Consider the following 21,223-nt stretch of genomic DNA (forward strand, 5'->3'; position numbering starts at 1 on the left):
CTCCTCGGCAGCGCCGCCACCCCACCTGGCGGGACGGACCATCGGAGGCAGCACCGTGCGACTCGGCATCAACCTCGGCTACTGGGGCCTCGGCATGGACGCCGACAACATCGCCGTCGCCCAGGAGGCGGACCGGCTCGGCTACTCGGCCTGCTGGGCCGCCGAGGCGTACGGCTCCGACGCCGCGACCGTCCTCGCGTACGTCGCGGCCAGGACGGAGCGGATCGACGTCGGCTCGGCGATCTTCCAGATCCCGGCCCGCCAGCCCACCATGACCGCGATGACCGCCGCCACCCTGGACGCCCTGTCCGGCGGCCGGTTCCGGCTCGGCCTCGGCGTGTCCGGGCCGCAGGTCTCCGAGGGCTGGTACGGCGTCAAGTTCGACAAGCCGCTGGCCCGCACCCGCGAGTACGTCGAGATCATCCGCAAGGCCATGTCCCGCGAGCGGGTCGCCCACGACGGCGCCAACTGGACGCTGCCGCTGCCCGGCGGCCCCGGCAAGGCCCTGAAGCTCACCGTGCACCCCGTCCGTGAGCACATCCCGCTCTACATCGCCGCGATCGGCCCCAAGAACCTGGAGCTGACCGGCGAGATCGCCGACGGCTGGCTGGGCATCTTCTTCGCCCCCGAGCAGGCCGAGCTGTCGCTGGGCGCGCTGCGCGCGGGCCGGGCCAAGGCCGGCCGGACCCTCGACGGCTTCGACGTCGCCCCCAACGTCCCGGTCGTGGTCAGCGCCAGCGACAGTGCCGAGGACCTGGCGTCGGCCGCCGACAGCCTGCGCGACTACACCGCGCTGTACGTCGGCGGCATGGGCAGCAAGGAGCAGAACTTCTACAACCGGATCGCCTGCCGGATGGGCTACGAGCAGGCCGCCGACGAGATCCAGCAGAAGTACATGGCCCGGGACAAGGCGGGGGCGGCCGCGGCCGTCCCGCAGCAGCTGATCGACTCCACCGCGCTGCTCGGCACCCGCGACCGCATCGCCGACCGGCTGCGGGCCTACGCCGACGCCGGGGTGACCACGGTCAACCTCTCGCCGGTCGGCTTCACGCTGGACGAGCGGGTCCTGGCGCTGCGCACCGCCCTGGAGGCCCTGGAGCAGGCCGGCCTCGCCTGAGCCCGGTCCGGCCCCGAGCAGCACCCCCGGGGCCGGAACCGCCGCCGTCGGCAGGCACGGGCACCACCGCTCCCGCGTACGGGCGCGGTGGTGCCCGTCGGCTGCCCGCCCGCGCTCAGGAGGGCAGGCCGACGCGGGCCAGCAGGCTCAGGCCGACCGTGACGAGGACCAGCGGCAGCAGCACATGGCCCCAGCGGCTGACGGTCCGGGCGACCACGGGACGGACGGCGAGCAGCCTTCCGACCGCGCACAGCACCGCCACCAGGACCAGGAAGACCGCCGCGTAGGCCATGCGGCCCCCGGTCCCGGCAGCCGCCAGCACCGGGACGTAGGCGCTGACGTTGTCGCCGCCGTTGGCCAGGGTCACCCCGGCCACTTCGAAGGCGCCCGGACCCCGGTGCACCCCGGTGTCGGACGTCTCCGCCCCGGCCCGGCGGCGCCTGCGCACGACCTGCCAGGCCGCGCGCAGCCCCAGCGCCAGCGGAATCAGCCCGAGCAGCGGGCGGACCGGTCCGGGCAGGACGCCGCTGCCGGAGGCCGCGAGCAGGGAGACGCTGAGGATCGCCGCGAATCCCAGGTACTGGCCGATGACGGTCCTGGCGACCGCGCCCCGGCGGCTGGCCCCCCGGGCGAAGAACAGCGAGAGGACGAGGAGGCCGTCGACGTTCGTGGCGGCGAACAGGCCCACCGCCTGGACCACCATGCCGAGGCCCACGGCCGCACCTCCACGTCCCTGACCCGCTGTCCCGCCCCGGGCACATCCCGCCGTCCGGCTACTCGCGGGACAGCATGGCGGCGGCCTCCCGCTCGAGGTCGATGAAGGACTCGCCGCTGACGTCGATGGCCACCCGGTCGAGCGTGCCGCCGGTGAAGGCCCACGGGCGGGTGCCGGGGTAGTCGTCGGTGACGGCGTCGCCGCCGTCGCGTCCGGCGTTGAGGCCCTCGCCGGCGACGCTGAACTTGCCGGGCTGGGTCCTGATCCGTCCCTCGCCGACCTTGCGGTCGCCGTAGTACAGGCTGAGCACGCCGTGGGCGGTGCCGGGCGGGTCCTCGGCGTCCTTGTCGAACGAGGCCGCCAGGATCAGCTGGTCGCCGACGGGCAGCTCCTCGGTGGCGCTGATCCGCTGCTCCTGGCTGCCGAGGAAGTTGTAGACGTAGTGCAGCCGGTTGTCCTTGACGTAGAGGGCGTGCCCGCCGAACCGGCCGCCGTGCGAGAACAGCACACCGGAGGCTCCCGGGCGGGGCAGGTCGACCAGGGCCCCGATGGAGTAGGAGCGGCCCCGGATGCTGACCGCGACCGACTCCGGGACCTCCGCGCCACCGGGGCGGTACACGTACCGGGCGCGCGGCGGGGCCAGTTGCGGGCGCGGGTTGGTGATGATCTCCACGCCGGAGCGGTCGTCCAGCGGGTACGCCTGGTAGGCGCCGGCCTCGTGGAACCACATGCCGACGAGTTCGGCCAGCCTGCCGGGCTCGTCCGCGGCGAGGTCGTGCAGCTCGGCCCGGTCCTCCGCGGTGTGGTACAGCTCCCAGGTGTCGTCGTTGAAGTGGCTCCAACCGCTGAGCGTGGGGTGCGTGGTGACGGCCTTCCAGCCGTCGTGCCAGACGCCGCGCGACCCGAGCATCGAGTAGAACTGCGTGTGCTTGGCGGTGGGGATGGTGGCGGCGTCGAAGCTGTAGCGCATGCTCACGCCCTCGATCGGGTGCTGGGCGTGGCCCTTCACCGTGTCGGGGAGTTCGATGCCCAGGCAGTCCAGCAGGGTCGGCACCAGGTCGACGGCGTGGTGGTACTGGTCCCGGGTCTCGCCCCGGGCCGCGATGCCGTCGGGCCAGGAGATGACGCAGGGGTCGCAGGTGCCGCCGTTGAACGAGTAGCGCTTCCACATCTTGAACGGGGCGTTGAAGGCCATCGCCCACCCGTTCGGGTAGTGGTTGTAGGTCTTGGTGCTGCCCAGCTCGTCCAGCATGGCCAGGTTCTCGGACAGGTCGTCCGGGACACCGTTGGCGATCTTGTTCTCGTTGACCGATCCGTTGGGGCCGCCCTCGCCGCTGGCTCCGTTGTCGGAGACCACCACGATGATGGTGTTGTCCAGCTGCTCGCTGGTCTCCAGGTAGTCGAGCAGGCGGCCGATCTGGTCGTCGCAGTGCGACAGGAAGCCCGCGTAGACCTCGGCCATCCGGGAGAAGAGGCGCTGCTCGTCGGCGGAGAGGGTGTCCCAGGGCCGGGTGTAGTCGAGCGGCGGGAACGGCTCCCCGCCGGGGCCGGTGCGGGTCTCGGGAGTGCCGATCGGGTTGAGCGGCGGCAGTTCGGTGTTCTGCGGGATCAGGCCCATCTCCTTCTGCCGGGCCATGGTCTGCTCGCGCAGCGCCTCGTAGCCCGCGTCGAACCGGCCCCGGTAGCGCTCGACCCACTCGTGCGGCACCTGGTGCGGCGCGTGGGCGCAGCCCGGCGCGTAGTACAGGAAGACCGGGCGCTCCGGTGCGATCGCCTTCACGTCGCTCATGAACTCGATGGCCTTGTCGGTGATGTCGACGCCGAAGTGGTAGCCCTCCTCGGGGGTGGCCGGCTGCTCGACGGGGTGGTTGTCGTGGACCAGGTCCGGGTACCACTGGCTGGTCTCCGCTCCGAGGAAGCCGTAGAACCGCTCGAAGCCGCGGGCGACCGGCCAGTTGTGCTTGGTCGACGCCAGGTTCATCTCGTCCTCGGCGCACAGGTGCCACTTGCCGACCAGGGCCGTGCTGAAGCCCCGCTCGACCAGGATCTCGCCGAGCGTGGCGCACTCCGGCGGGATGTGCCCGTTGGCCCCGGGGAAGCCGACCGCGCACTCGCTGATGCAGGCCATGCCGTTGGTGGTGTGGTTGCGGCCGGTGAGCAGGCAGGACCGGGTGGGGGAGCACAGCGCGGTGGTGTGCCACTGGCCGTAGCGCAGGCCGTTGGCGGCGATCCGGTCGATGTTCGGGGTGTCGATCGGGCCGCCGTAGCAGCCCATGGCACCGAAGCCCACGTCGTCCAGCACGATGTACAGGATGTTGGGCGACCCGGGCGGGGCCTTGGGCTGCTCGTAGGGGCCCCAGTCCGGGACCGAGTCGCGGATGTCGAGGTTGACGACGCCCCGGAATGGCTTGGCCATGGCTGTCTCCTCACACGTGGTTCGACCTCCAGCCTCGGAGGCTGCCCGGCGGCCCGCATCACCCGGCCCGGGTGACTCCGACTGGCGATCACCGGTCCGCGGGGGTTCAGTGGAGGGGTCGGCCGATCGCAGGTCCCCTCCCGCAGGCGTCGGTGACCCGAATGGTGAATCGCACAGGACCACCCCCACCCGGCCGCCGGTGCCTGGAGCCCTCCGGCGACCCGATGCTCGCGGCACGGTTCGCCGTACCGCCGCTGCCCCGGCTCCGGGTGCACCGTCCGGCCCTGCTGAGCAGGCTGACGGCCGGTGCCCGGGGGCCGCTCACGCTCGTCAACGGCCCGGCCGGGGCGGGGAAGACGATGCTCGCCGCCGCCTGGCTCGCCGAGAGCCCGGTGCCGGGCCCGGCCGTCTGGCTGACCGTCGAGCCGGGCGACGCTCCCGGCGCGTTCTGGGCCTATGTGCTGGAGGCGTTCGACCGGCACGGCGTGAAGCTGGCGACCGCGCCGGGTCGGCCCACCCGCGCCGCGGGGGTGGACCGCTCGTTCCTGGTGCGCATCGCCGAGGGGCTGGCCGAGTCGGAACAGCCGGTGGTCCTGGTCCTGGACCAGTTCGACGCCGACTGCGCCCGCGAGATCACCGACGGTCTGCAGTTCGTGCTCCGCAACTGCGCCGGAGGGCTGCGCCTGGTGCTGACCGGGCGGACGGATTCGCTGCTGCCGATGCACCGCTACCGGGCGGCCGGTGCACTCGCCGAGATCCGCAACGCGGACCTGCGGTTCACCGTTGCGGAGACCCGGCTGCTCCTGCGGGAACACGGGTTGGAGCTGTCGGCGGAGGCGGTCCGGGTCCTGGCCGACCGGACCGGCGGCTGGGCGGCCGGGCTGCGGCTGTGCGCCCTGGCGATGCAGGCCGGTGAGGATCCGGAGGCCTTCGTCCGTGAGTTCGCCGCCAGCCGCACGACCATCGCCGACTACCTGCTCACCGAGGTCCTGGACGCACAACCGCCGTCCACCCAGGAGCTGCTGCTGCGGGCCAGCGTCACCGACCCCATCCATCCGGACCTCGCCGACGCCCTGACCGGCCGTGACGACGCCGCCTGGACGCTTGCCCGGCTGGCCCGCGCCAACGCGTTCCTGGAACAGGTCGACGGATCGGCCTGGTACCGGTTGCACCCCCTCTTCGCCGAGGTGCTGCACGCGCATCTGCGCCATCGCCACCCCGGGCTGGAGCCCGGGCTCCACCGGCGGGCGGCCCGGTGGCTCGCCGGGACCGGGCGGCTCACCGACGCGGTGGCGCAGGCCGCCGCCGGGGGCGACTGGCAGTTCGCGGCCGGTCTGCTGGTCGACCGCCTGGCCGTCGACCGCCTCTTCACCGGCCTGGACTGCGAACGGCTGACCCGGACGTTCGCCGCCATGCCGCAGGGGCTGCCGGGTGCGGCACCGGCCGTCGTGGCGGCGGCCTGTCGGCTCGCCGGTCAGGACCTCGACGGCTGCGTCGGCGAACTGCGGCGCGCGGACGAGTACCTGGACGAGTCCGCCGCCCCCGCGACCCGGCTCAGCCGCGCACTGGTCGGGGCCCGCGCCGGTCGGCTGAGCGGTGACCTGGCCGCCACCGGGCAGGCGGTGGCCGACGCCACCCGGCTGCTGGACGACTGTCCGCAGCTCCTGCCCGGGCGCCGCCCCGAGATCCGCGCACTGCTGCTGGCGAGCCAGGGGGCGGTGGAGCTGGGCGCCGGACGGTTCGACCGCGCCGAGGCCAGGCTCAGCGCCGCCGTCGAGGCGTGCGACGGCCCCGGGACCGAGCAGCCGCTGTGCGAGGCACTCGGGTCGCTGGCCCTGGTCGAGTTGGTGCGCGGGCGCCTGGAGCAGGCGGCGGAGCACGCGCGCGGGTCGCTCGCGGTCGCCGAGCGCTCCGCGCTGCTTCCGCCGCGGGCAGCCGGAATCGACCACCTCGTCCTGGCGGGGGTGGCGACCGAGCACGACGACCTGGCAACGGCCCGGGCCGAGCTCGACCTCGCCGCGGCGTCCGCAGGCCCCCTGCCGGAGCCCGTCGCCGCCGCTGCGGCGGCCGTCATCCGCTGCCGACTGGCGACCGCGGCGGGCGACCTGGAGGAAGCACTCGCCGAGGTCCGCGCCCCCGGGGCGGCCGCCCACGCGCGGCGGCTGCCCCGGTGGGCCGTGGACGACCTGGCCATCGCCGAGTCCTCCGCGTACCTGGCGCACGGCGACCCGGGCGCCGCCCTGGACCTCCTGGAGGCGGCGGCCTGCGATCGGCCGGAGCACACGGTGGCCCTGGCCCGCGCGCTCCTGGCCGCAGGCCACCGGCGGCGCGCGATGGACCTGCTGGCCGAGCTGCCGGCCGACGCCCCGATCAGCACGGCGGGCCGGGTCCGGGCATGCCTGGTCCAGGCCCAGGGCGCCGCCGAGAACGGCTCCGCCCGCGAGGCCCGGCGCTTCCTGCGTCAGGCCCTCGGCCAGGCCCGCCCGCAGGAGCTGCGCCGGGTCTTCGTCGAGAGCGGTCCGTGCGTCCGCCGCCTGCTCCGCCAGGACCCGCAGCTGGCCCGTGCGCATCCGTGGCTGCCCAGCGGCGGCGCGGGCCACCCCGCGCGCCCCGGGCGGGCGGCGCTGGTGGCCCCGGTGACCGAGCGGGAGGTCGAGGTGCTGTGCCAGGCCGCGCAGCTGCTGTCCACCGAGGAGATCGCAGCCGCGCTGTACCTGTCCGTCAACACGGTCAAGACCCACCTCAAGAGCGTCTACCGCAAACTCTCCGTCACCAGGCGCGGCGACGCCGTCCGCCGGGCCCGGGACCTCGGGCTGCTGTGACCGGCCGGTCGGCCCCCCGCCCGACCGGGGTCGCCCGCCGCGGGCGATGCGGCCCGCCGACGGCCGGGCGGACGATGGCGGCAGGAGCCGGCAGATCCCAGCCTCGGCCTGAGGGAGGTTCTCGCATGCGTTACGAATTCCGGGTCGTCGGAACCGTGTCGGAGACGCTCGCCGAAGCCTTTCCCGAGTTCGACAGCACCCCCGTCACCGAACAGACCCTGTTCTTCGGTCCGGTGACCGACGAGGCCCACCTGTACGGCCTGCTGGTCCGCTTCCAGGCGCTCGGCCTGCACGTACTGGAGATGCGGGAACTCCCCGAGTGAGGCCGGTTCACCCCCGGCGGGTGAGCCGCCGCGGGCCGTGCCGGGGGACAGTGGCCGGGCACCGGGGGATCTCCGTGGGCCTTCGAGACGCTGGAGGAGACATGGCGACGCTTCAACACCGTCCGCAGACGGCGGCACCGGACCTGGAGGCAGCGCTGGCCGCCGTCGAGGCGGCCTACCGGCGCCTGATGGCAGCGGAGCGGCCGGAGCCCGGGCTGCTCCAGGACTTCCAGCGCCGGACCCGTGAACTGAACGCCGCAGCCGACCGGACGCGGGGCGAACCGCCGCCCGGGCCCTCGCAGCGGGTCCGCTGCCGCTGCGCGGGCGCCGTCCGGGGTGCGCAGTGGATCATCCGGCACTCCACCTGACCCGCGCTCCCCGTCCGCTCCCCGACGGCCCGCCACGCCGACCGGGCCGCCCTCCCGGGAAGCCGGTCGCGGCCGACGGACAATGCCAGGGCCGGACACCCTGTCGAGCCCATGGGCCGGAAGGCCGCCCACCCCGGAAGGCCACCCCCGAGGATGAAACCCGAAGGTCCCGCCTGCTGCACCCCCGGCCGCGCCACCCCGGCCCCGGCCCCGGCCGATGCCCGAGCGGCACACCCCGATGCGACGGCCGGTGGCGAGCGCGTGGCGTCGGTCCCTCTGGGGGGCGGCTCCTTCGCCATGGGCAGCGAGGACGCCCTCGCCTACCCCGACGACGGCGAGGGCCCGGTCCGCCGGGTCCTGCTGAGCCCGTTCGCCATCGATCCGCACTGCGTCACCAACGCCCGGTTCCGGGTCTTCGCCGAGGCCACCGGCTACCTCACCGACGCCGAGCGCTACCGGGCCTCGTTCGTGTTCGGGGGGCTGCTCCCGGACGCTTTCCCGCCCACCCGCGCGGTCGCGGCCGCGCCCTGGTGGCGCGAGGTCCCCGGCGCCGACTGGCAGCACCCGGAGGGCCCCCAGTCCGACCTGTCCGGACGTGACGACCACCCGGTGGTGCACGTGTCCTGGAACGACGCAGCCGCCTACTGCGCCTGGGCCGGACGGCGGCTGCCCACCGAGGCGCAGTGGGAGTACGCGGCCCGAGGCGGCCTGGACGGGATGCCCTTCCCCTGGGGCAGCGAGCTGCGGCCCGGCGGCCGGCACCGGATGAACGTGTGGAACGGCGCCTTCCCCCAGCACAACACCCGCGCGGACGGCTACCTCGGCACCTGCCCGGTGGACGCCTTCGAGCCCAACGGCTACGGCCTGTCCAACATGACCGGCAACGTGTGGGAGTGGACCGCCGACTGGTTCCACCCGACCTGGCACGCGACCGGCTCCCGGACCGATCCCGCCGGGCCGCCCACCGGCACCGCCCGGGCCCTGCGCGGCGGCTCCTACCTCTGCCACGCCTCCTACTGCCGCCGTTACCGGGTCTCGGCGCGCATGGGCAACACCCCCGAGTCCTCCTCCGGCAACACCGGCTTCCGCTGCGCCGGTCCCACCGGGCCGTAGCCGGGGCGCCCACCGGGCCGAGGGCATTCCGCTCGGCGCCACCGGCAGGACGGCGGCCGAACCGGAATCGGCTGCGCGGGCGCGGGGGGAGCCGGGATGATGGGGGCGCGCTGGTGCGCCGGTGGGTTCGGTGGCGTGGACGGATGGCGGACGTGGCTGCGGACAGGGGGTTGGCATGCGCTCGGGGGCAGGTGGTGGGTGGCCGGGTTGGTGACGGTCGCGGTGTTCGCCGTGGTCACATGGGTCTTCGCGGACGGGGTGACCCCGTTGTGGGTGCATGACGCGGCGGACCGGCTGGGCTGGGGCTTCGGGGCCGGGACGGCTGCCTCCGCACTGGCCGCGCTGTGGGGCAAGGGCTATGCCACCGCCGGCGAGGGCCGCTCCGGCTCGGCCGCACAGGTGGTGCAGAACTCCCGGATCGGAGGCGGGCTCACCCAGGTCTCCGGCGCGGGAAGGGTGAAGATCAGCCATCGGACGGCCGGGACCGGCCTCCCGCCCGAGGAGCCGCAGGCGCCGGACACGGCGGCGGAGGGCGCGTCCGGGAGGACGCCGTTCGAGGGCGGCGGGCAGCGGGTGTCGGGGGCGACCGTGGCCGGGCCGGTGGACCAGGTGAGCGGCGCCGAAGGTGACGTGGAGATCGAGCAGTGAGCCCGGGCAGCCGCTCCGGGAGGCGCTGGCTGCGGCGCGGGCAGTGGGTCGCCGACAGCGTCGTCCACGGCTCCGTGGTCCAGATCAGCGGGGTCACCGGCGACGTCGAGGTGGCCGTGCACCACGAGCGGGCGCTGTACCGCTTGGAGGAGTACCCGGACGAACCCCCGGCGCTGTCGGTGAAGCGGGCCCGTGAGCAGCCCGCGCTGCTGCTCCAGGCCCGCTATGCGATCGTCGGATTCACCGGCCGCGCCGCCGAGTCGGCGCGGTTGGCCGCCTGGCGCGACAGCGCTGGGCCGGTGTCGGCGCTGCTGCTGCACGGCGCGGGCGGGCAGGGCAAGACCCGGCTGGCCGCACAGTTCGCGCAGGCGAGCGCGGCGGCGGGCTGGCGGGTGCTCCAGGCCCGGCACGCCACCGACCACGCCCCGGGCCCCCGGCGCGACGCCACGGCGCAGACCCCCAACGAGCGCGCCCCCGGGACGCTGGTGGTGGTGGACTACGCCGAGCGCTGGCCCACCGCCGACCTGCTGGAGCTGTGCGCAGACGCCACCCGCCGGCCCCACCGCACCCGGGTGCTGCTGGTCGCCCGCCCGGCCGGGGTGTGGTGGCAGACGCTCTCCGGCAACGAGCTGGACCGTCTGGAGATCGAGACCGACCGACTCGCCCTGGGCCCGCTGGCCGACGAGGACAGCACCAGCGTCCTGGCCCTGTTCACGGCGGCCCGCGACTGCTTCGCCGCCGCCCTGGACGTCCCCGCCGACGTCTCCGCCGACGTCCCCGCGCCGCCGCCCGCCGCGGACGCCGGCTTCCGCGAGGCCCTGACCGTGCACATGGCCGCCCTGGCCGCCGTCGACGCCCGCCACCGCCGCAGCACCGAGGACCGGCCGGGCCCGGCCCTCGGCACGCCCGCCGAGGTCTCCGCCTACCTGCTGACGCGCGAACGCGCCCACTGGCAGAAGCTCCACGCCCAGCAGCGGATCCGCGCGGACGCCGACGCGATCGGCCAGTGCGCCTACACCGCCGCCCTGACCGGCCCCCAGGCCCACCCCCGCGCCCTGGACGCGATCATCCGCGCCGCGCCCGGCTCCACCGGCGAGCCCCCGGACCGCCTGCTGCGCGACCACGCCGTCCCCTACCCCGAGGCCCCCGGCGGCGAGGGCACGACCTTCCTGGAACCGCTCCAGCCCGACCGCCTCGCCGAGGACTACCTTGCGCTCACCACCCCCGGCCACACCCTGGCCGGCTACACCCCCGACCCCTGGGCCACCGACGTCCCCCGGCGCCTGCTCAGCGGCGTCGACGGTCCCCCCGCCTGGACCCGCAACGCCCTGACGGTGCTGATCGCGGCGGCCCAGCGCTGGCCGCACCTGGTCGAGCGCCAGCTCACCCCGCTGCTCACCGCCCGCCCCGAACTCGCCCTCCAGGCGGGCGGCGCGGCGCTGGCCGCCCTCTCGACCCTGCCCGACCTGCCCCTGGCCGTCCTGGAAGCCGTCGAATCCCGGCTGCCCGCCGGGCGCCATACCGACCTCGACCCCGGCTCGGCCGCCCTCGCCGACCGCCTGGCCCGCCACCGCCTGGCCCGCACCGAGGACCCCCTGGCCCGGGCCCGGATCTGCGACGGCCTCGCCGAGCGCCTGTACTACGCCGGACTGCGCGCGGAAGCGCTCGCCGCCGCCGCCGATGCCGTGCCCGTCTGGCGCGACCTCGCCCGGGCCGACCCCGCCGCCCATGAGGCCAGCCTCGGCAGCGCGCTGAGCAACCTCGGCGTCTTCCTGTCGGAGGTGGGGCGTCGGGGGGAGGCGCTGGCTCCGGTGGAGGAGTCGGTAGGGGTCTACCGGCGGTTGGCGGCGGCCGACCCCGCCGCCTACGAACCGCGCCTGGCCACGGCGTTGAACAACCTGGGCCTGCGGCTGTCGGAGGTGGGGCGTCGGGGGGAGGCGCTGGCTCCGGTGGAGGAGTCGGTAGGGGTCTACCGGCGGTTGGCGGCGGCCGACCCCGCCGCCTACGAACCGCGCCTGGCCACGGCGTTGAACAACCTGGGCCTGCGGCTGTCGGAGGTGGGGCGGCGCGGGGAGGCGCTGGCCCCGGCGGAGGAGTCCGTGCAGGTCCACCGGCGGTTGGCAGCGGCGAACCCCGCCGCCTACGAGCCCGGCCTCGCCTCGGCGCTGAGCAGCCTCGGCGCCTTCCTGTCGGAGGCCGGGCGCTGGGAGGAGGGACTGGCCCCGACCCAGGAGGCCGTGACCGTCCGGCGCCGGTTGGCGGCGGCCAACCCCGCCGCCCATGAGCGCCATCTCGCCCTGGCGCTGAACAACCTGGGCATCCGCCTGTCGGAGGCGGGGCGGAGCGAGGAGGCCCTGGCTCCGGTGCGGGAGGCCCTGGACGTCTACCGGCGGCTGGCGGCGGCCAACCCCGCCGCCTATGAGCACTACCTTCCCCAGGCGCTGAGCAACCTCGGCGTCTTCCTGTCGAAACTGGGACACCGGGAGGAGGCCGTGACTCCGGTGCAGGAGTCGGTGGAGGTCGCCCGCCGGTTGGCGGCGGCCGACCCCGCCGTCTACGAGCCCGGCCTCGCCCTGGTGCTGAGCAACCTCGGCGCCTGCCTGTCCGACGCCGGGCGGCGGGAGGAGGCGCTGGCCCCGGCCCAGGAGGCCGTGGCGGTCTACCGGCGGCTGGCGGCGGCGGACCCGGCCGCCTACGAACCCAACCTCGCCATGGCCCTGTCGGCCTTCGCCAGTGGCCAGTTGCCGGGCGGCGGGCGGGTCTGGCCCCAGGCGCTGGAGGCACTGACGGAGGCCGTAGCCATCTTCGACCGGCTGGCCCGAACGATGCCCCGTGCCTACGGCGGCCTCCTGCGCGACGCGCTGTCGACGATGGCAGACCTCCTGCACGCCATGGGCCACACCTCCGAGGCCTCCCGCCTCCGGGCCGTGCTCAGCCAGTAGCCCACAGCCCGGCCCCGGCCCCGGCGGTGGCCTCCGCTCAGGCGGTGGTCGTGCGGAACTGCGGTCCGTACACGCCTTCGCCGGTGGGCAGCGGGATCGCCATCAGGCCCAGGGCCGGGGCCTCCAGTGCCCGCATGGTGCCGACGGCGGCGTTGAGCTGGGCCGGGTCACCGGTGGTCCAGGCGCTCTCCAGGCGGCGCAGCAGTTCGGTGAAGGTGGCGTCGAACTGGCGGAGCAGCCTCTCGGCGGCGGGGGCCGGGTTCGGCCAGCCGCCCTTGGGGACCACGCCCATCGGTCGGACCTGCGGGAAGGGGATGTGTTCTCCGGTGAACTCCCGGACGCCGTCGACCGTGCGCAGTCGGTGCTCGTGGTAGATCTCTCCGAAGGCGTAGTAGTGCGCGGGGGTCTCGGGGTCGAACGGGATGTCGGGGGAGTCCGAGGTGCCTTCGCCCTGCTCCTTGATGTTTTCGATCGCCTGCTCGACCTCGGGCAGGGTCCTCACCGGCTTCAGCCGGTCCGGGCCGATGGCGGCGGCCAGCTGCCTTCCGGGCGACAGCGTGGGCTGCACGTCGTGGAACGCGTCCAGCAGCGCGGTGTAGAAGGCACCGATGGTCGGCGGTCCGCCCGCCGCGCGGGCAAGCGGCTTTTCCGGCAGTTCGATGGCCATCATCACGTCGTGGACGTACGCCTTGGTGAGCCCGGAGAGGTAGACGCGCAGCCCGGGCCGTACTCCGCCGGGCAGCGGGCCGGGATAGGCCGGGACGGCGTCGGTGAAGCGCGGACGGCCGCCGACCGCCGCCAGCAGGTTGCAGGCCAGGCCCATGTGGTACATCTCGTCGCTGATCACGCGCCGGATCAGCTGTGCCGCCGGCTGGGTCCGGTCCCGGACGGACCACCAGGCGCACAGGTACGGGGGGATGGTGGCGAACTCCAGCTCCACCGCGGCCTGAAGCGCCGTCCTGAGCCAGTGGATGTCGCGCCGGTCGGCACGCACCGCCATCAGCCGGGGGACGGCCCCGGCGTCGCCGACCGACGCGGAGACGGGCGCCGCCGCCGCACCGGCCGCCAGCACGACCGGGCCGGTGGCGGCCAGGGTGGCCGAAGCAAGGAACCCCCTGCGGCTGACCGGGGATACCGGTCGGCTCTCCGGACCTGCGCTCGGATCAGACACTGTGCCTCCGTCCTGGAGCAGCCGGTCCGTAGCCGGGCCGGGCTTGCTCTGAGGTGATCTACAGGCTGACGAAGCTATCAGGACATAAAACGCAAATAGGGCATGTGGTTCATGGTGTCGACCTGGTGGCGCCGGGTGTCAGCAGTCGCTCCCCGGGGCGGTACGGTCCGGATCGGGCCCGGCGGGCGGCTGGGTGAGCGGTTCGATCCGCAGCAGCCGGGCGACCGGGGTCGGGAGCCACCAGTTGATCCGGCCCAGCAGGGCGACCAGGGCCGGGGCCAGGACGCCTCGGATCACGGTGGCGTCCAGGATGATGCCCGCGGCCAGGCCGGTGGAGAGGATCTTGACGTCCGTCTGCGGAACGCCGCCGAGGGCGACGAAGGCGAGGAACAGGATCAGCGCCCCGGAGGTGACCAGCCGTCCGGTGTGGCCGATGCCCCGGATGACGGCCTGGTCGGTGTCGTGGCCCTGCTCGTACTCCTCGTTGATGCGGGTGAGGATGAACACCTCGTAGTCCATCGACAGCCCGAACAGCAGTGCGAACACTGCCAGCGGCACCCACAGCGTGACCGCGCCGGTGGCCGGGTTGGAGAAGAGGGCCTCGGTGCCGTGCCCCTCCTGCCAGACGAAGGTCAGCACCCCGAACGCCGCCGCCAGCGACATGGCGTTCAGCAGCAGCGCCTTGACGGGCAGCCACACCGACCGCAGCGCGCGGGCCAGCAGGACGAAGGTGACCAGCACGATGGCGCCGATGATCAGCCACAGGTCCGGGCCGTACAGGGCGTCGATGAAGTCCGCGTCCTGGGCGGGGGCGCCCCCGACGCCGGCGCCGGGCAGCCGCGCGGCGGCGGTGCGGATCCGGTCCAGCGCGGCCTTGCCGGCGGCGCTGGACGGGTCGGCGCCGGACCAGGCGTCGATCACCCGCAGGCCGCCGCGGGTCCATGCCTGCGGTGCGACGGAGGTGATGCCCGGCCCGGCGTCGAGCGCCTGCGGGCCGACCGGGGCCAGGACCTCGGTGGGGCGCAGCACGCCGGGGCCGATCCCGGCCCCGGTGAGGTCGGCCAGACCGGCCCGGGCCTCGGCGGGTGCGGTCGCGGCGGTGGCGGTGGCCTGGGGCTCGCCCAGGTTGAGCGAGAACACCGGCGTGATCAGCAGGGCGAGCACGGCCAGCGAACCGAGGGTGGCCCAGACCCGGTGGGCGACCACCACCCGGGCGATGCGGGTCCACAGGGCGCTGACGGTGCCGGCCGGTTTGCGGCGCGGCCACTCCATCCGGGGGCCGACCGCGTCCAGTACCACCGGCAGCAGGGTCGCCGACACGGCGATGCTGATCAGCGGGATCAGCAGCCCGGCCAGGCCGATGCTGCGCAGGAACGGCACGCTGGTCAGGGCGAGCGCGGCCAGGCTGACGGTCACCGTCAGCCCGGAGAACAGCACCGACTTCCCGGCCGTCGACGACGCCTTGAGGACGGCGTCCCGGTTGTCCAGGCCGCCCGCGCGCTCCTCGCGCCAGCGGGTGACGATGAGCAGCGCGTAGTCGATGGCCACGCCCAGGCCGACCAGGGCGACGATGTTCTGCACCAGCGTCGACATGGTGGTCACGTAGGTCAGGGCGTAGATGAAGACGAACGCGGTCGGGATCGCCACCCCGGCGATCAGCAGGGGCAGGAAGGCGACCAGCGAGCCGAAGACGACCGCCAGCACCACCAGCGCCGCGACCCCCGCGAACAGGGTCTCCAGCAGGACGCTGCTGCTGCCGGAGCTGCCGCCCGAAGCCAGGATGGTGGCCCCGGTGACGTGCACCGGCGCACCGTCCACACGGGCGCCGGCCAGGGCTCCGGTGACCGCGGGCAGCGCCTGCGCGTAGGGGTCGCTGCTGCCGAAACGCGGGACGGGGTAGAGGAGTTCGAAGGCGGTCCGGCCGTCGGCGGAGACGAAGTCCCGGCTGCCGGTCGAGGGCCAGGACGCGGCGCGGGCTCCGGGCAGGGCCCGCTCGGCCCGGCTGAACACGCCGTCCAACTGCTCCTTCACGCCGGGGGAGTCGACGCCGACGGAGGCCGGGAGCCGGACGACGACCACCAGCGGCGGGTTGTCGCCGCCGGTGCCGAACGCCTTGACGACGGCGGTGTTGGTCTCGTAGGCCGCCTGCCCCGGCAGGTCGAAGGTGAAGGTCAGCCGGGAACCCGACCGGGCGGCGGCCAGGCCGCCCAGGAGGGCCAGCACGATCCAGGCGAGGACCACCAGTCGGCGGTGGGCGAGCGACCACGCGGCCACCCGGGTCACCCCGCGGGGCGATGATTGCTCACTCAATGAACTACTCATTCGATGAGACTATCCTGTCTCCGAGGGGATGCCTGGAAGGACGAGCACCGGATGACCGACGACCACAGCGCACGCGAGGACGATCCCGCCCGGACCCGCCGGGACATCGTCGACGCGCTGCGCCGCTACAGCATCGAGACCACCCGTCTGGGGCACGCCTTCTCCGCCCGGAACGGCCTGCAGAGCGCGGACCTGGAGGCCCTACTGGCCGTGCTCGGGGCCCAGCGCGCCGGAGCCCCGCTCACCCCGGGGGCGCTGCGGCGGCACCTGGGCCTGTCCTCGGGCGGCACCAGCCTGGTCATCGACCGGCTGGAGCGGGCGGGCCACCTGCGCCGGACCCGCGACCACCCGTCGGACAACCGGATCGTCCACCTGCGCCACACCGAGCAGGGCCGGGCCACCGGCTCGGCCTTCTTCGGCCCCCTGGCCGAGCGCACCGACGCCGTGCTGGCCCAGTTCGACCCGCGCGAGCTGGCCGCCATCCAGCGGTTCGTCACCGCTGCGGCCGAGACCACCCAGGACTACCTCGCCGACCTGGAGGCGCGGCCCCCGCAGGGCGGCGGGGCTACAGCGCCTGGATGACGGCGGGCATGCGCTCGGCGACCGCGTCGCCCAGCCGCTCGAACTCGCCGCGCAGGAAGGGCGAGGCGAGCCTGGCCACGCCGTGGAACTCGATCCCGGCGCGGTAGCGGACCTCGGTGGCGCCGCCGTCCACACTCCGGAAGGCGAGGTCATCGGTGGTGCCGGCGGTCCGGTTCCGGCCCACGAAGACCAGCCGGGCGGGCTCCAGCCGGGTCAGTTCGTACTCGAGCTCGGTCTCCCGGCCCTTGAACTCCGACACGTTCCGCCAGGTCGACCCCGCCCGGACCGGGCCCGCGTCCAGCCGGGTGCAGCTGCGCGTGCCCGGATCCCACTGCTCGGTCCGGGAGAAGTCCTTCAGGTAGTCCACGACGAAGGCCACCGGCCTGCCGACGACGAAGGTCCGTTCCACGTTGATCATGAGCACCTTCCCGCTGCCGCGCGCGTCCTGCGCACACACGCGACGCTACGAGGCGGTGGCGGCGGAGCCAAGTTGCACGCGTAGTGCAGCGATTCGGAGGGCCGGGCGGCCTGCGCTCCTTTAGGCGCATGGGCACAGGTGTGCTAGACATGCAGTAACCAAAGGGGCATTTTGCACCAGCTGAAGCTCGGTATCATCGCCAGGTCCTACAAGGAGAACGAGCAGAGGCTGCCGGTCCACCCGGCCCACCTGGAGCGGATCGACGCCGACCTGCGCGCCCGCATCCACCTGGAGCAGGGCTACGGCGAGGGCTTCGGCTTCTCCGACGCGCAGCTCGCGCCCCTGGTCGCCGGTCTGCTGCCGCGCGCGGAACTGATCGCCGCCTGCGATGTGGTGCTGCTCGGCAAGCCGATGCCGCAGGACGTGGCCGAACTGCGCGAGGGCCAGATCCTGTGGGGCTGGCCGCACTGCGTCCAGGACGACCGGGTCACCCAGATCGCCATCGACCGGCGGCTGACCCTGATCGCCTTCGAGGCGATGCACCACTGGACCAGCGAGGGCGCGTTCAACCTGCACGTGTTCCTCAAGAACAACGAGCTGGCCGGCTACTCCTCGGTGCTGCACGCCATGCAGCTGCGCGGCTCGACCGGCGACTACGGCCGCCGCCTGCGCGCCGTCGTGATCGGCTTCGGCGCGACCGCCCGCGGCGCCGTGACCGCGCTGAACGCCCTCGGCGTGCACGACGTCGACGTCCTCACCGCCCGCGGCGTCACCGCCGTCAGCTCACCGATCCACTCCGCCCGCATCGTCCAGTTCGACCACGACGAGGCGGACGACACCACCGACCCGCGCCGCAGCCACGCCCTGACCGACGAGGGACGCCAGCCGCTGGCCGAGTTCCTGGCCGGGCACGACATCATCGTCAACTGCGTCCTGCAGGACACCCGGGCGCCGCTGACGTTCCTGATCGACGAGGACCTCGCCGCCCTGGCGCCCGGCACGCTGATCATCGACGTCTCCTGCGACGAGGGCATGGGCTTCAGCTGGGCCCGCCCCACCAGCTTCACCGAGCCGATGTTCACCGTCGGCGACAACGTGCACTACTACGGCGTCGACCACAGCCCCTCCTACCTGTGGAACTCGGCCACGTGGGAGAACAGCGAGGCGCTGGCCCCGTACCTGCGCTCGGTGCTGGACGGCCCGCAGGGCTGGGAGCGGGACGCGACCATCCGTCGGGCCGTCGAGATCCGCGACGGGGTCGTGCAGAACCCGGCCATCCTCTCCTTCCAGCATCGCTCCGAGCACTACCCCCACGCTCGGCAGTAGCCTCCGGCTGCCCGGCGCGGCGTCGGCGGCGGGGAGTCGGAGCAGGCCCGGGGGAGCGTATCGGGGCGGACGGCGGGGGCAGCCGGGTTTCAGCCGTCGTCCGGCGGCCGACGGCGCCGACTTGACCGGATCGGGCCCGGGCACCCCGCGCCATGTCCGGTCCCGGCCCGGTCCCGGTCGGAGCCCTGCCGTGGCCCGCCGTGGCCCGCCCGGGAGGCCTGGTCCCACCGGGCACGGGTGCCCCGATCCCGCCGACGCGGGCGGGGGAAGGCGGTTTCCGGACGTCCGGCCGCAGCCGCCCAAGGGCCGGAAGATCGTGCACGGTCCATCACGGATTGTGCACGAATGAAACCTGTGGGTAAGACTGCCGGGGTTCTGACCGCGCACCCCCGACGAAGGAGTCCACGATGCGTACGCGGAAGACCCTTGCCACCGCCCTGACCACCGCTGCTTTCGCCACCGCCCTGACCGGCGCGCTGGCGGGGACGGCCGTGCCGCAGGCGCAGGCGGCCCCCATGCTCCAGGAGCCCCAGGCGCTGGTGCTGGCCGTGTCCGGCCCCGGCGTCACCGCCTCGTCCGGTGTCGAGCAGGCGGTCACGCTCGGCTGTACGCCGGAGGCCTCGGGCGACCACCCCGACGCGGCCGCCGCCTGCGCGGCCCTGGACCGGGTCGGCGGCGACCCGGCCGCGCTGCCGGCCGGTGACGGCATGTGCCCGCAGATCTACCTGCCGGTCACCGCCGAGGCCATGGGCGTGTGGAACGGACAACGGGTCTCGTTCCAGCGCACCTACACCAACGAGTGCGTGATGCTCCGCGCCGCCGGGGCCGTCTTCGACTTCTGAGCCGCCGCCCGGAGGACGCCTGGTCCCGGCTCAGCGCTGCGCCGGGACCAGGCGTCCGAGCAGCTCGCCGAAGGCCAGCAGCCGGTCCATCTGGCCCGGGCCGCCGTCGTCCAGCGACTTGCTGAAGCGGAACGCCTCCGGGCGGAACCGGGCGGTGCCCGCCGAGCCCTCGTCCGTCGGCACCGCGCTCAGCTCCTGCACCGCCCCGGTGGTGACCACCACGTACACGCCCCGGCGCACCCGCGCGCCGCCGCTGTCCCGGCCGACCAGGGTCCGCATGCCCACATGCCGCACCTCGGACAGCGGCAGCACCTGGATGGACGAGTCCAGCACGGTGCCGCCGGGCGCGCTGCCGTCGGCGATCTCCTCGCTGTGCCACAGGATCAGCCGCCGCCCGTCGCAGACCGCCGCCTCCTGCCAGACCGAGGCGCCCGCGTCGGTGAGGTCCACCACCCGCTCCAGGGTGAAGCCGCGCACCCGCCGCCGCCCCAGCACGCCGCCGATCGCCTCCAGCGCCACGTCCGGGTGCAGGAAGTACGCCTCCGCCGCGCCCTCCAGCCGCCCGAACGGCGACCAGTCCGTGCCCGGCAGCCCCATCGGGGCCCCGGGCCCCTCCTGCCGCCGCAGCACCCGCCGCCTCGACTCCCTGCTGAACATCGCTGCCCCCTTGCTGCCCAGCTCCCCGGCAAACCCTACCGAAGGGGGCCCCGCCGCCGGGGCCCTCTAGGCTGGTGTCCATGCCCACCCTGCTGCTCGTCCGCCACGGCCGATCCACCGCCAACACCGCCGGAGTCCTGGCCGGGTGGAGCCCCGGCGTGCACCTGGACCCGCACGGCAGCAAGCAGGCCGACGGACTGGCCGGACGGCTGGACGGCATCCCGCTGGCGCTGGCCGTCAGCAGCCCGCTGGACCGCTGTCGGGAGACCCTGGCGCCGCTGCTGGCCGCCCGGCCGGAGCTGGGCCTGCGGCTGGACGAGCGGCTCGGCGAGTGCCGCTACGGCGACTGGACCGGCCGCCCGCTGGCGGAGCTGGCCACCGAGCCACTGTGGCGCACCGTCCAGGCCCAGCCGTCCGCCGCGACCTTCCCCGGGCCCGAGGGCGAGTCGCTGCGCGAGATGAGCCACCGCGCGGTGGAGAGCGTCCGCGAGTGGGACGCCGAGGTCGAGCGCGAGCACGGCGCGGACGCGGTCTGGGCCGCCTGCAGCCACGGCGACGTGATCAAGGCGATCGTGGCCGACGCGCTCGGGCTGCACCTGGACAACTTCCAGCGGATCTCGGTCGAGCCCTGCTCGGTCACCGTGATCCGCTACACCGCGCAGCGCCCGTTCCTGCTGCGCCTGGGCGACACCGGCGAGCTCGGAGGCGTCGCGCCGCGCCCGGCGACCGGCGATCAGGCGGCCGACGGAGCCCGCGACGGGGACGCAGTCGTCGGGGGAGACACCGGCGTACGGTGACGGCTGGGTAGGGTGGGATCGAACAGCGACGTCAAGTTCTGGAGCAGCCACGTGCCCCGCCAGGTGTTCTTCTACGATCCCCCCGAGCGCTTCGTGGCCGGAACGGTCGGCGAGCCGGGTCAGCGCGCCTTCTACCTGCAGGCCAGCACCCAAGGCCGGGTGACGAGCGTCCTCCTGGAGAAAACCCAGGTGGCCGCGCTCGCCGAGCGGATCGAGGAGCTGCTGGACGAGGTGGTCCGCCGCGCCGCCGGCAGCACCGAGGTCCCGGCCGTAGCCCCGGCCGACCTCATCGACAGCGCCCCGCTCGACCAGCCCGTCCTGGAGGAGTTCCGGGTCGGGACGATGGCGCTCGCCTGGGACGAGTCCGTCCAGCGCCTGATCATCGAGGCGCAGGCGCTGATCGAGACCGACCCGGACGACCCCGAGGACACCGAGCCCTTCGAGGACGACGAGAACGGCCCGCCGATGCTGCGGGTCCGGCTCAGCGGCGCGATGGCCCGGGTCTTCGCCAAGCGGGCGCTGGAGCTGGTCTCGGCCGGACGGCCGCCGTGCCCCTTCTGCAGCCTGCCGCTCGACCCCCAGGGGCACGTCTGCCCCCGCCAGAACGGATACCGGCGCTGAGCGCGCCGGTCGAGCAGCCGCTG

The 21,223-nt window shown here is 74.4% G+C and carries 18 protein-coding genes; 12 read left to right on the forward strand and 6 right to left on the reverse strand.

Features of this window, described 5'->3' with window-relative positions; all coding sequences use genetic code 11:
- Positions 1–55 precede the first annotated feature (55 nt).
- Positions 56–1,117, forward strand: a complete 1,062-nt coding sequence (locus tag GXW83_RS12980; RefSeq protein ID WP_182443227.1) for an LLM class F420-dependent oxidoreductase — start codon at positions 56–58, stop codon at positions 1,115–1,117.
- A 115-nt stretch (positions 1,118–1,232) separates the two neighbouring features.
- Here GXW83_RS12980 and GXW83_RS12985 read toward each other — a convergent pair whose 3' ends face one another.
- Together GXW83_RS12985 and GXW83_RS12990 are read right to left on the reverse strand one after the other, a co-directional pair.
- Positions 1,233–1,832, reverse strand: a complete 600-nt coding sequence (locus tag GXW83_RS12985) for a cadmium resistance transporter (protein ID WP_182443228.1) — start codon at positions 1,830–1,832, stop codon at positions 1,233–1,235.
- Positions 1,833–1,890: 58 nt separating this feature from the next.
- Positions 1,891–4,248, reverse strand: coding sequence for an arylsulfatase (locus tag GXW83_RS12990; RefSeq protein ID WP_182443229.1), 2,358 nt, complete (start codon positions 4,246–4,248; stop codon positions 1,891–1,893).
- Positions 4,249–4,409: 161 nt separating this feature from the next.
- Here GXW83_RS12990 and GXW83_RS12995 point away from each other — a divergent pair, with 161 nt between their 5' ends.
- The 6 genes from GXW83_RS12995 to GXW83_RS13020 all read left to right on the forward strand — a co-directional run bounded on the left by GXW83_RS12995 (position 4,410) and on the right by GXW83_RS13020 (position 12,464).
- A complete protein-coding gene (locus GXW83_RS12995; RefSeq protein ID WP_182443230.1) occupies positions 4,410–7,070 on the forward strand; it encodes a LuxR C-terminal-related transcriptional regulator in 2,661 nt (886 codons plus the stop codon).
- Positions 7,071–7,195: 125 nt separating this feature from the next.
- Entirely contained in the window at positions 7,196–7,393 is a 198-nt protein-coding gene (locus tag GXW83_RS13000; protein WP_225446940.1) for a hypothetical protein, read from the forward strand.
- A 101-nt stretch (positions 7,394–7,494) separates the two neighbouring features.
- Positions 7,495–7,761: a hypothetical protein gene (locus GXW83_RS13005; RefSeq protein WP_182443232.1), complete on the forward strand. Its 267-nt coding sequence runs from the start codon at positions 7,495–7,497 to the stop codon at positions 7,759–7,761.
- Positions 7,762–7,914: 153 nt separating this feature from the next.
- Positions 7,915–8,874 (forward strand): formylglycine-generating enzyme family protein, encoded by a 960-nt coding sequence (locus GXW83_RS13010; RefSeq protein WP_182443233.1) that lies wholly within the window; start codon positions 7,915–7,917, stop codon positions 8,872–8,874.
- Positions 8,875–9,072: 198 nt separating this feature from the next.
- Positions 9,073–9,522: a hypothetical protein gene (locus tag GXW83_RS13015; RefSeq protein WP_182443234.1), complete on the forward strand. Its 450-nt coding sequence runs from the start codon at positions 9,073–9,075 to the stop codon at positions 9,520–9,522.
- Positions 9,519–12,464, forward strand: a complete 2,946-nt coding sequence (locus GXW83_RS13020; protein ID WP_182443235.1) for a tetratricopeptide repeat protein — start codon at positions 9,519–9,521, stop codon at positions 12,462–12,464. Before GXW83_RS13015 ends, GXW83_RS13020 begins: the two co-directional genes overlap by 4 nt.
- Before the next feature lie 37 nt (positions 12,465–12,501).
- Here the strand turns inward: GXW83_RS13020 and GXW83_RS13025 are convergent, their stop codons facing one another.
- Positions 12,502–13,635 carry a ferritin-like protein gene (locus GXW83_RS13025; protein WP_182443236.1) on the reverse strand — a complete coding sequence of 378 codons (1,134 nt, stop codon included), beginning with the start codon at positions 13,633–13,635 and terminating at the stop codon, positions 12,502–12,504.
- A 138-nt stretch (positions 13,636–13,773) separates the two neighbouring features.
- Positions 13,774–15,945: an MMPL family transporter gene (locus tag GXW83_RS13030; protein ID WP_225446941.1), complete on the reverse strand. Its 2,172-nt coding sequence runs from the start codon at positions 15,943–15,945 to the stop codon at positions 13,774–13,776.
- A 63-nt stretch (positions 15,946–16,008) separates the two neighbouring features.
- Here GXW83_RS13030 and GXW83_RS13035 point away from each other — a divergent pair, with 63 nt between their 5' ends.
- The gene (locus tag GXW83_RS13035) at positions 16,009–16,539 is read left to right on the forward strand and encodes a MarR family winged helix-turn-helix transcriptional regulator (protein WP_182443237.1); all 531 of its coding nucleotides are present in this window, start codon (positions 16,009–16,011) and stop codon (positions 16,537–16,539) included.
- Here GXW83_RS13035 and GXW83_RS13040 read toward each other — a convergent pair.
- Positions 16,523–16,957 carry an SRPBCC family protein gene (locus GXW83_RS13040; protein WP_182443238.1) on the reverse strand — a complete coding sequence of 145 codons (435 nt, stop codon included), beginning with the start codon at positions 16,955–16,957 and terminating at the stop codon, positions 16,523–16,525. The two genes, GXW83_RS13035 and GXW83_RS13040, sit on opposite strands and share 17 nt — an antisense overlap.
- A gap of 171 nt (positions 16,958–17,128) precedes the next feature.
- On the opposite strand from GXW83_RS13040, the gene GXW83_RS13045 reads away from it, so the two are divergent.
- Both GXW83_RS13045 and GXW83_RS13050 read left to right on the forward strand, forming a co-directional pair.
- Positions 17,129–18,283 (forward strand): N(5)-(carboxyethyl)ornithine synthase, encoded by a 1,155-nt coding sequence (locus GXW83_RS13045; protein ID WP_182443239.1) that lies wholly within the window; start codon positions 17,129–17,131, stop codon positions 18,281–18,283.
- Between the two features lie 407 nt (positions 18,284–18,690).
- Positions 18,691–19,125, forward strand: coding sequence for an SSI family serine proteinase inhibitor (locus GXW83_RS13050; protein ID WP_182443240.1), 435 nt, complete (start codon positions 18,691–18,693; stop codon positions 19,123–19,125).
- 30 nt (positions 19,126–19,155) lie between these two features.
- Here GXW83_RS13050 and GXW83_RS13055 read toward each other — a convergent pair whose 3' ends face one another.
- Positions 19,156–19,782: a hypothetical protein gene (locus GXW83_RS13055; RefSeq protein WP_225446942.1), complete on the reverse strand. Its 627-nt coding sequence runs from the start codon at positions 19,780–19,782 to the stop codon at positions 19,156–19,158.
- A gap of 80 nt (positions 19,783–19,862) precedes the next feature.
- Here GXW83_RS13055 and GXW83_RS13060 point away from each other — a divergent pair, with 80 nt between their 5' ends.
- Positions 19,863–20,579, forward strand: coding sequence for a histidine phosphatase family protein (locus tag GXW83_RS13060; protein ID WP_182443241.1), 717 nt, complete (start codon positions 19,863–19,865; stop codon positions 20,577–20,579).
- Positions 20,580–20,630: 51 nt separating this feature from the next.
- Positions 20,631–21,200: a DUF3090 domain-containing protein gene (locus tag GXW83_RS13065; RefSeq protein WP_182447269.1), complete on the forward strand. Its 570-nt coding sequence runs from the start codon at positions 20,631–20,633 to the stop codon at positions 21,198–21,200.
- Positions 21,201–21,223: the final 23 nt, after the last annotated feature.

The sequence above is a fragment of the Streptacidiphilus sp. PB12-B1b genome (genome assembly GCF_014084125.1).
In the GTDB taxonomy this organism is placed as follows: Bacteria; Actinomycetota; Actinomycetes; order Streptomycetales; family Streptomycetaceae; genus Streptacidiphilus.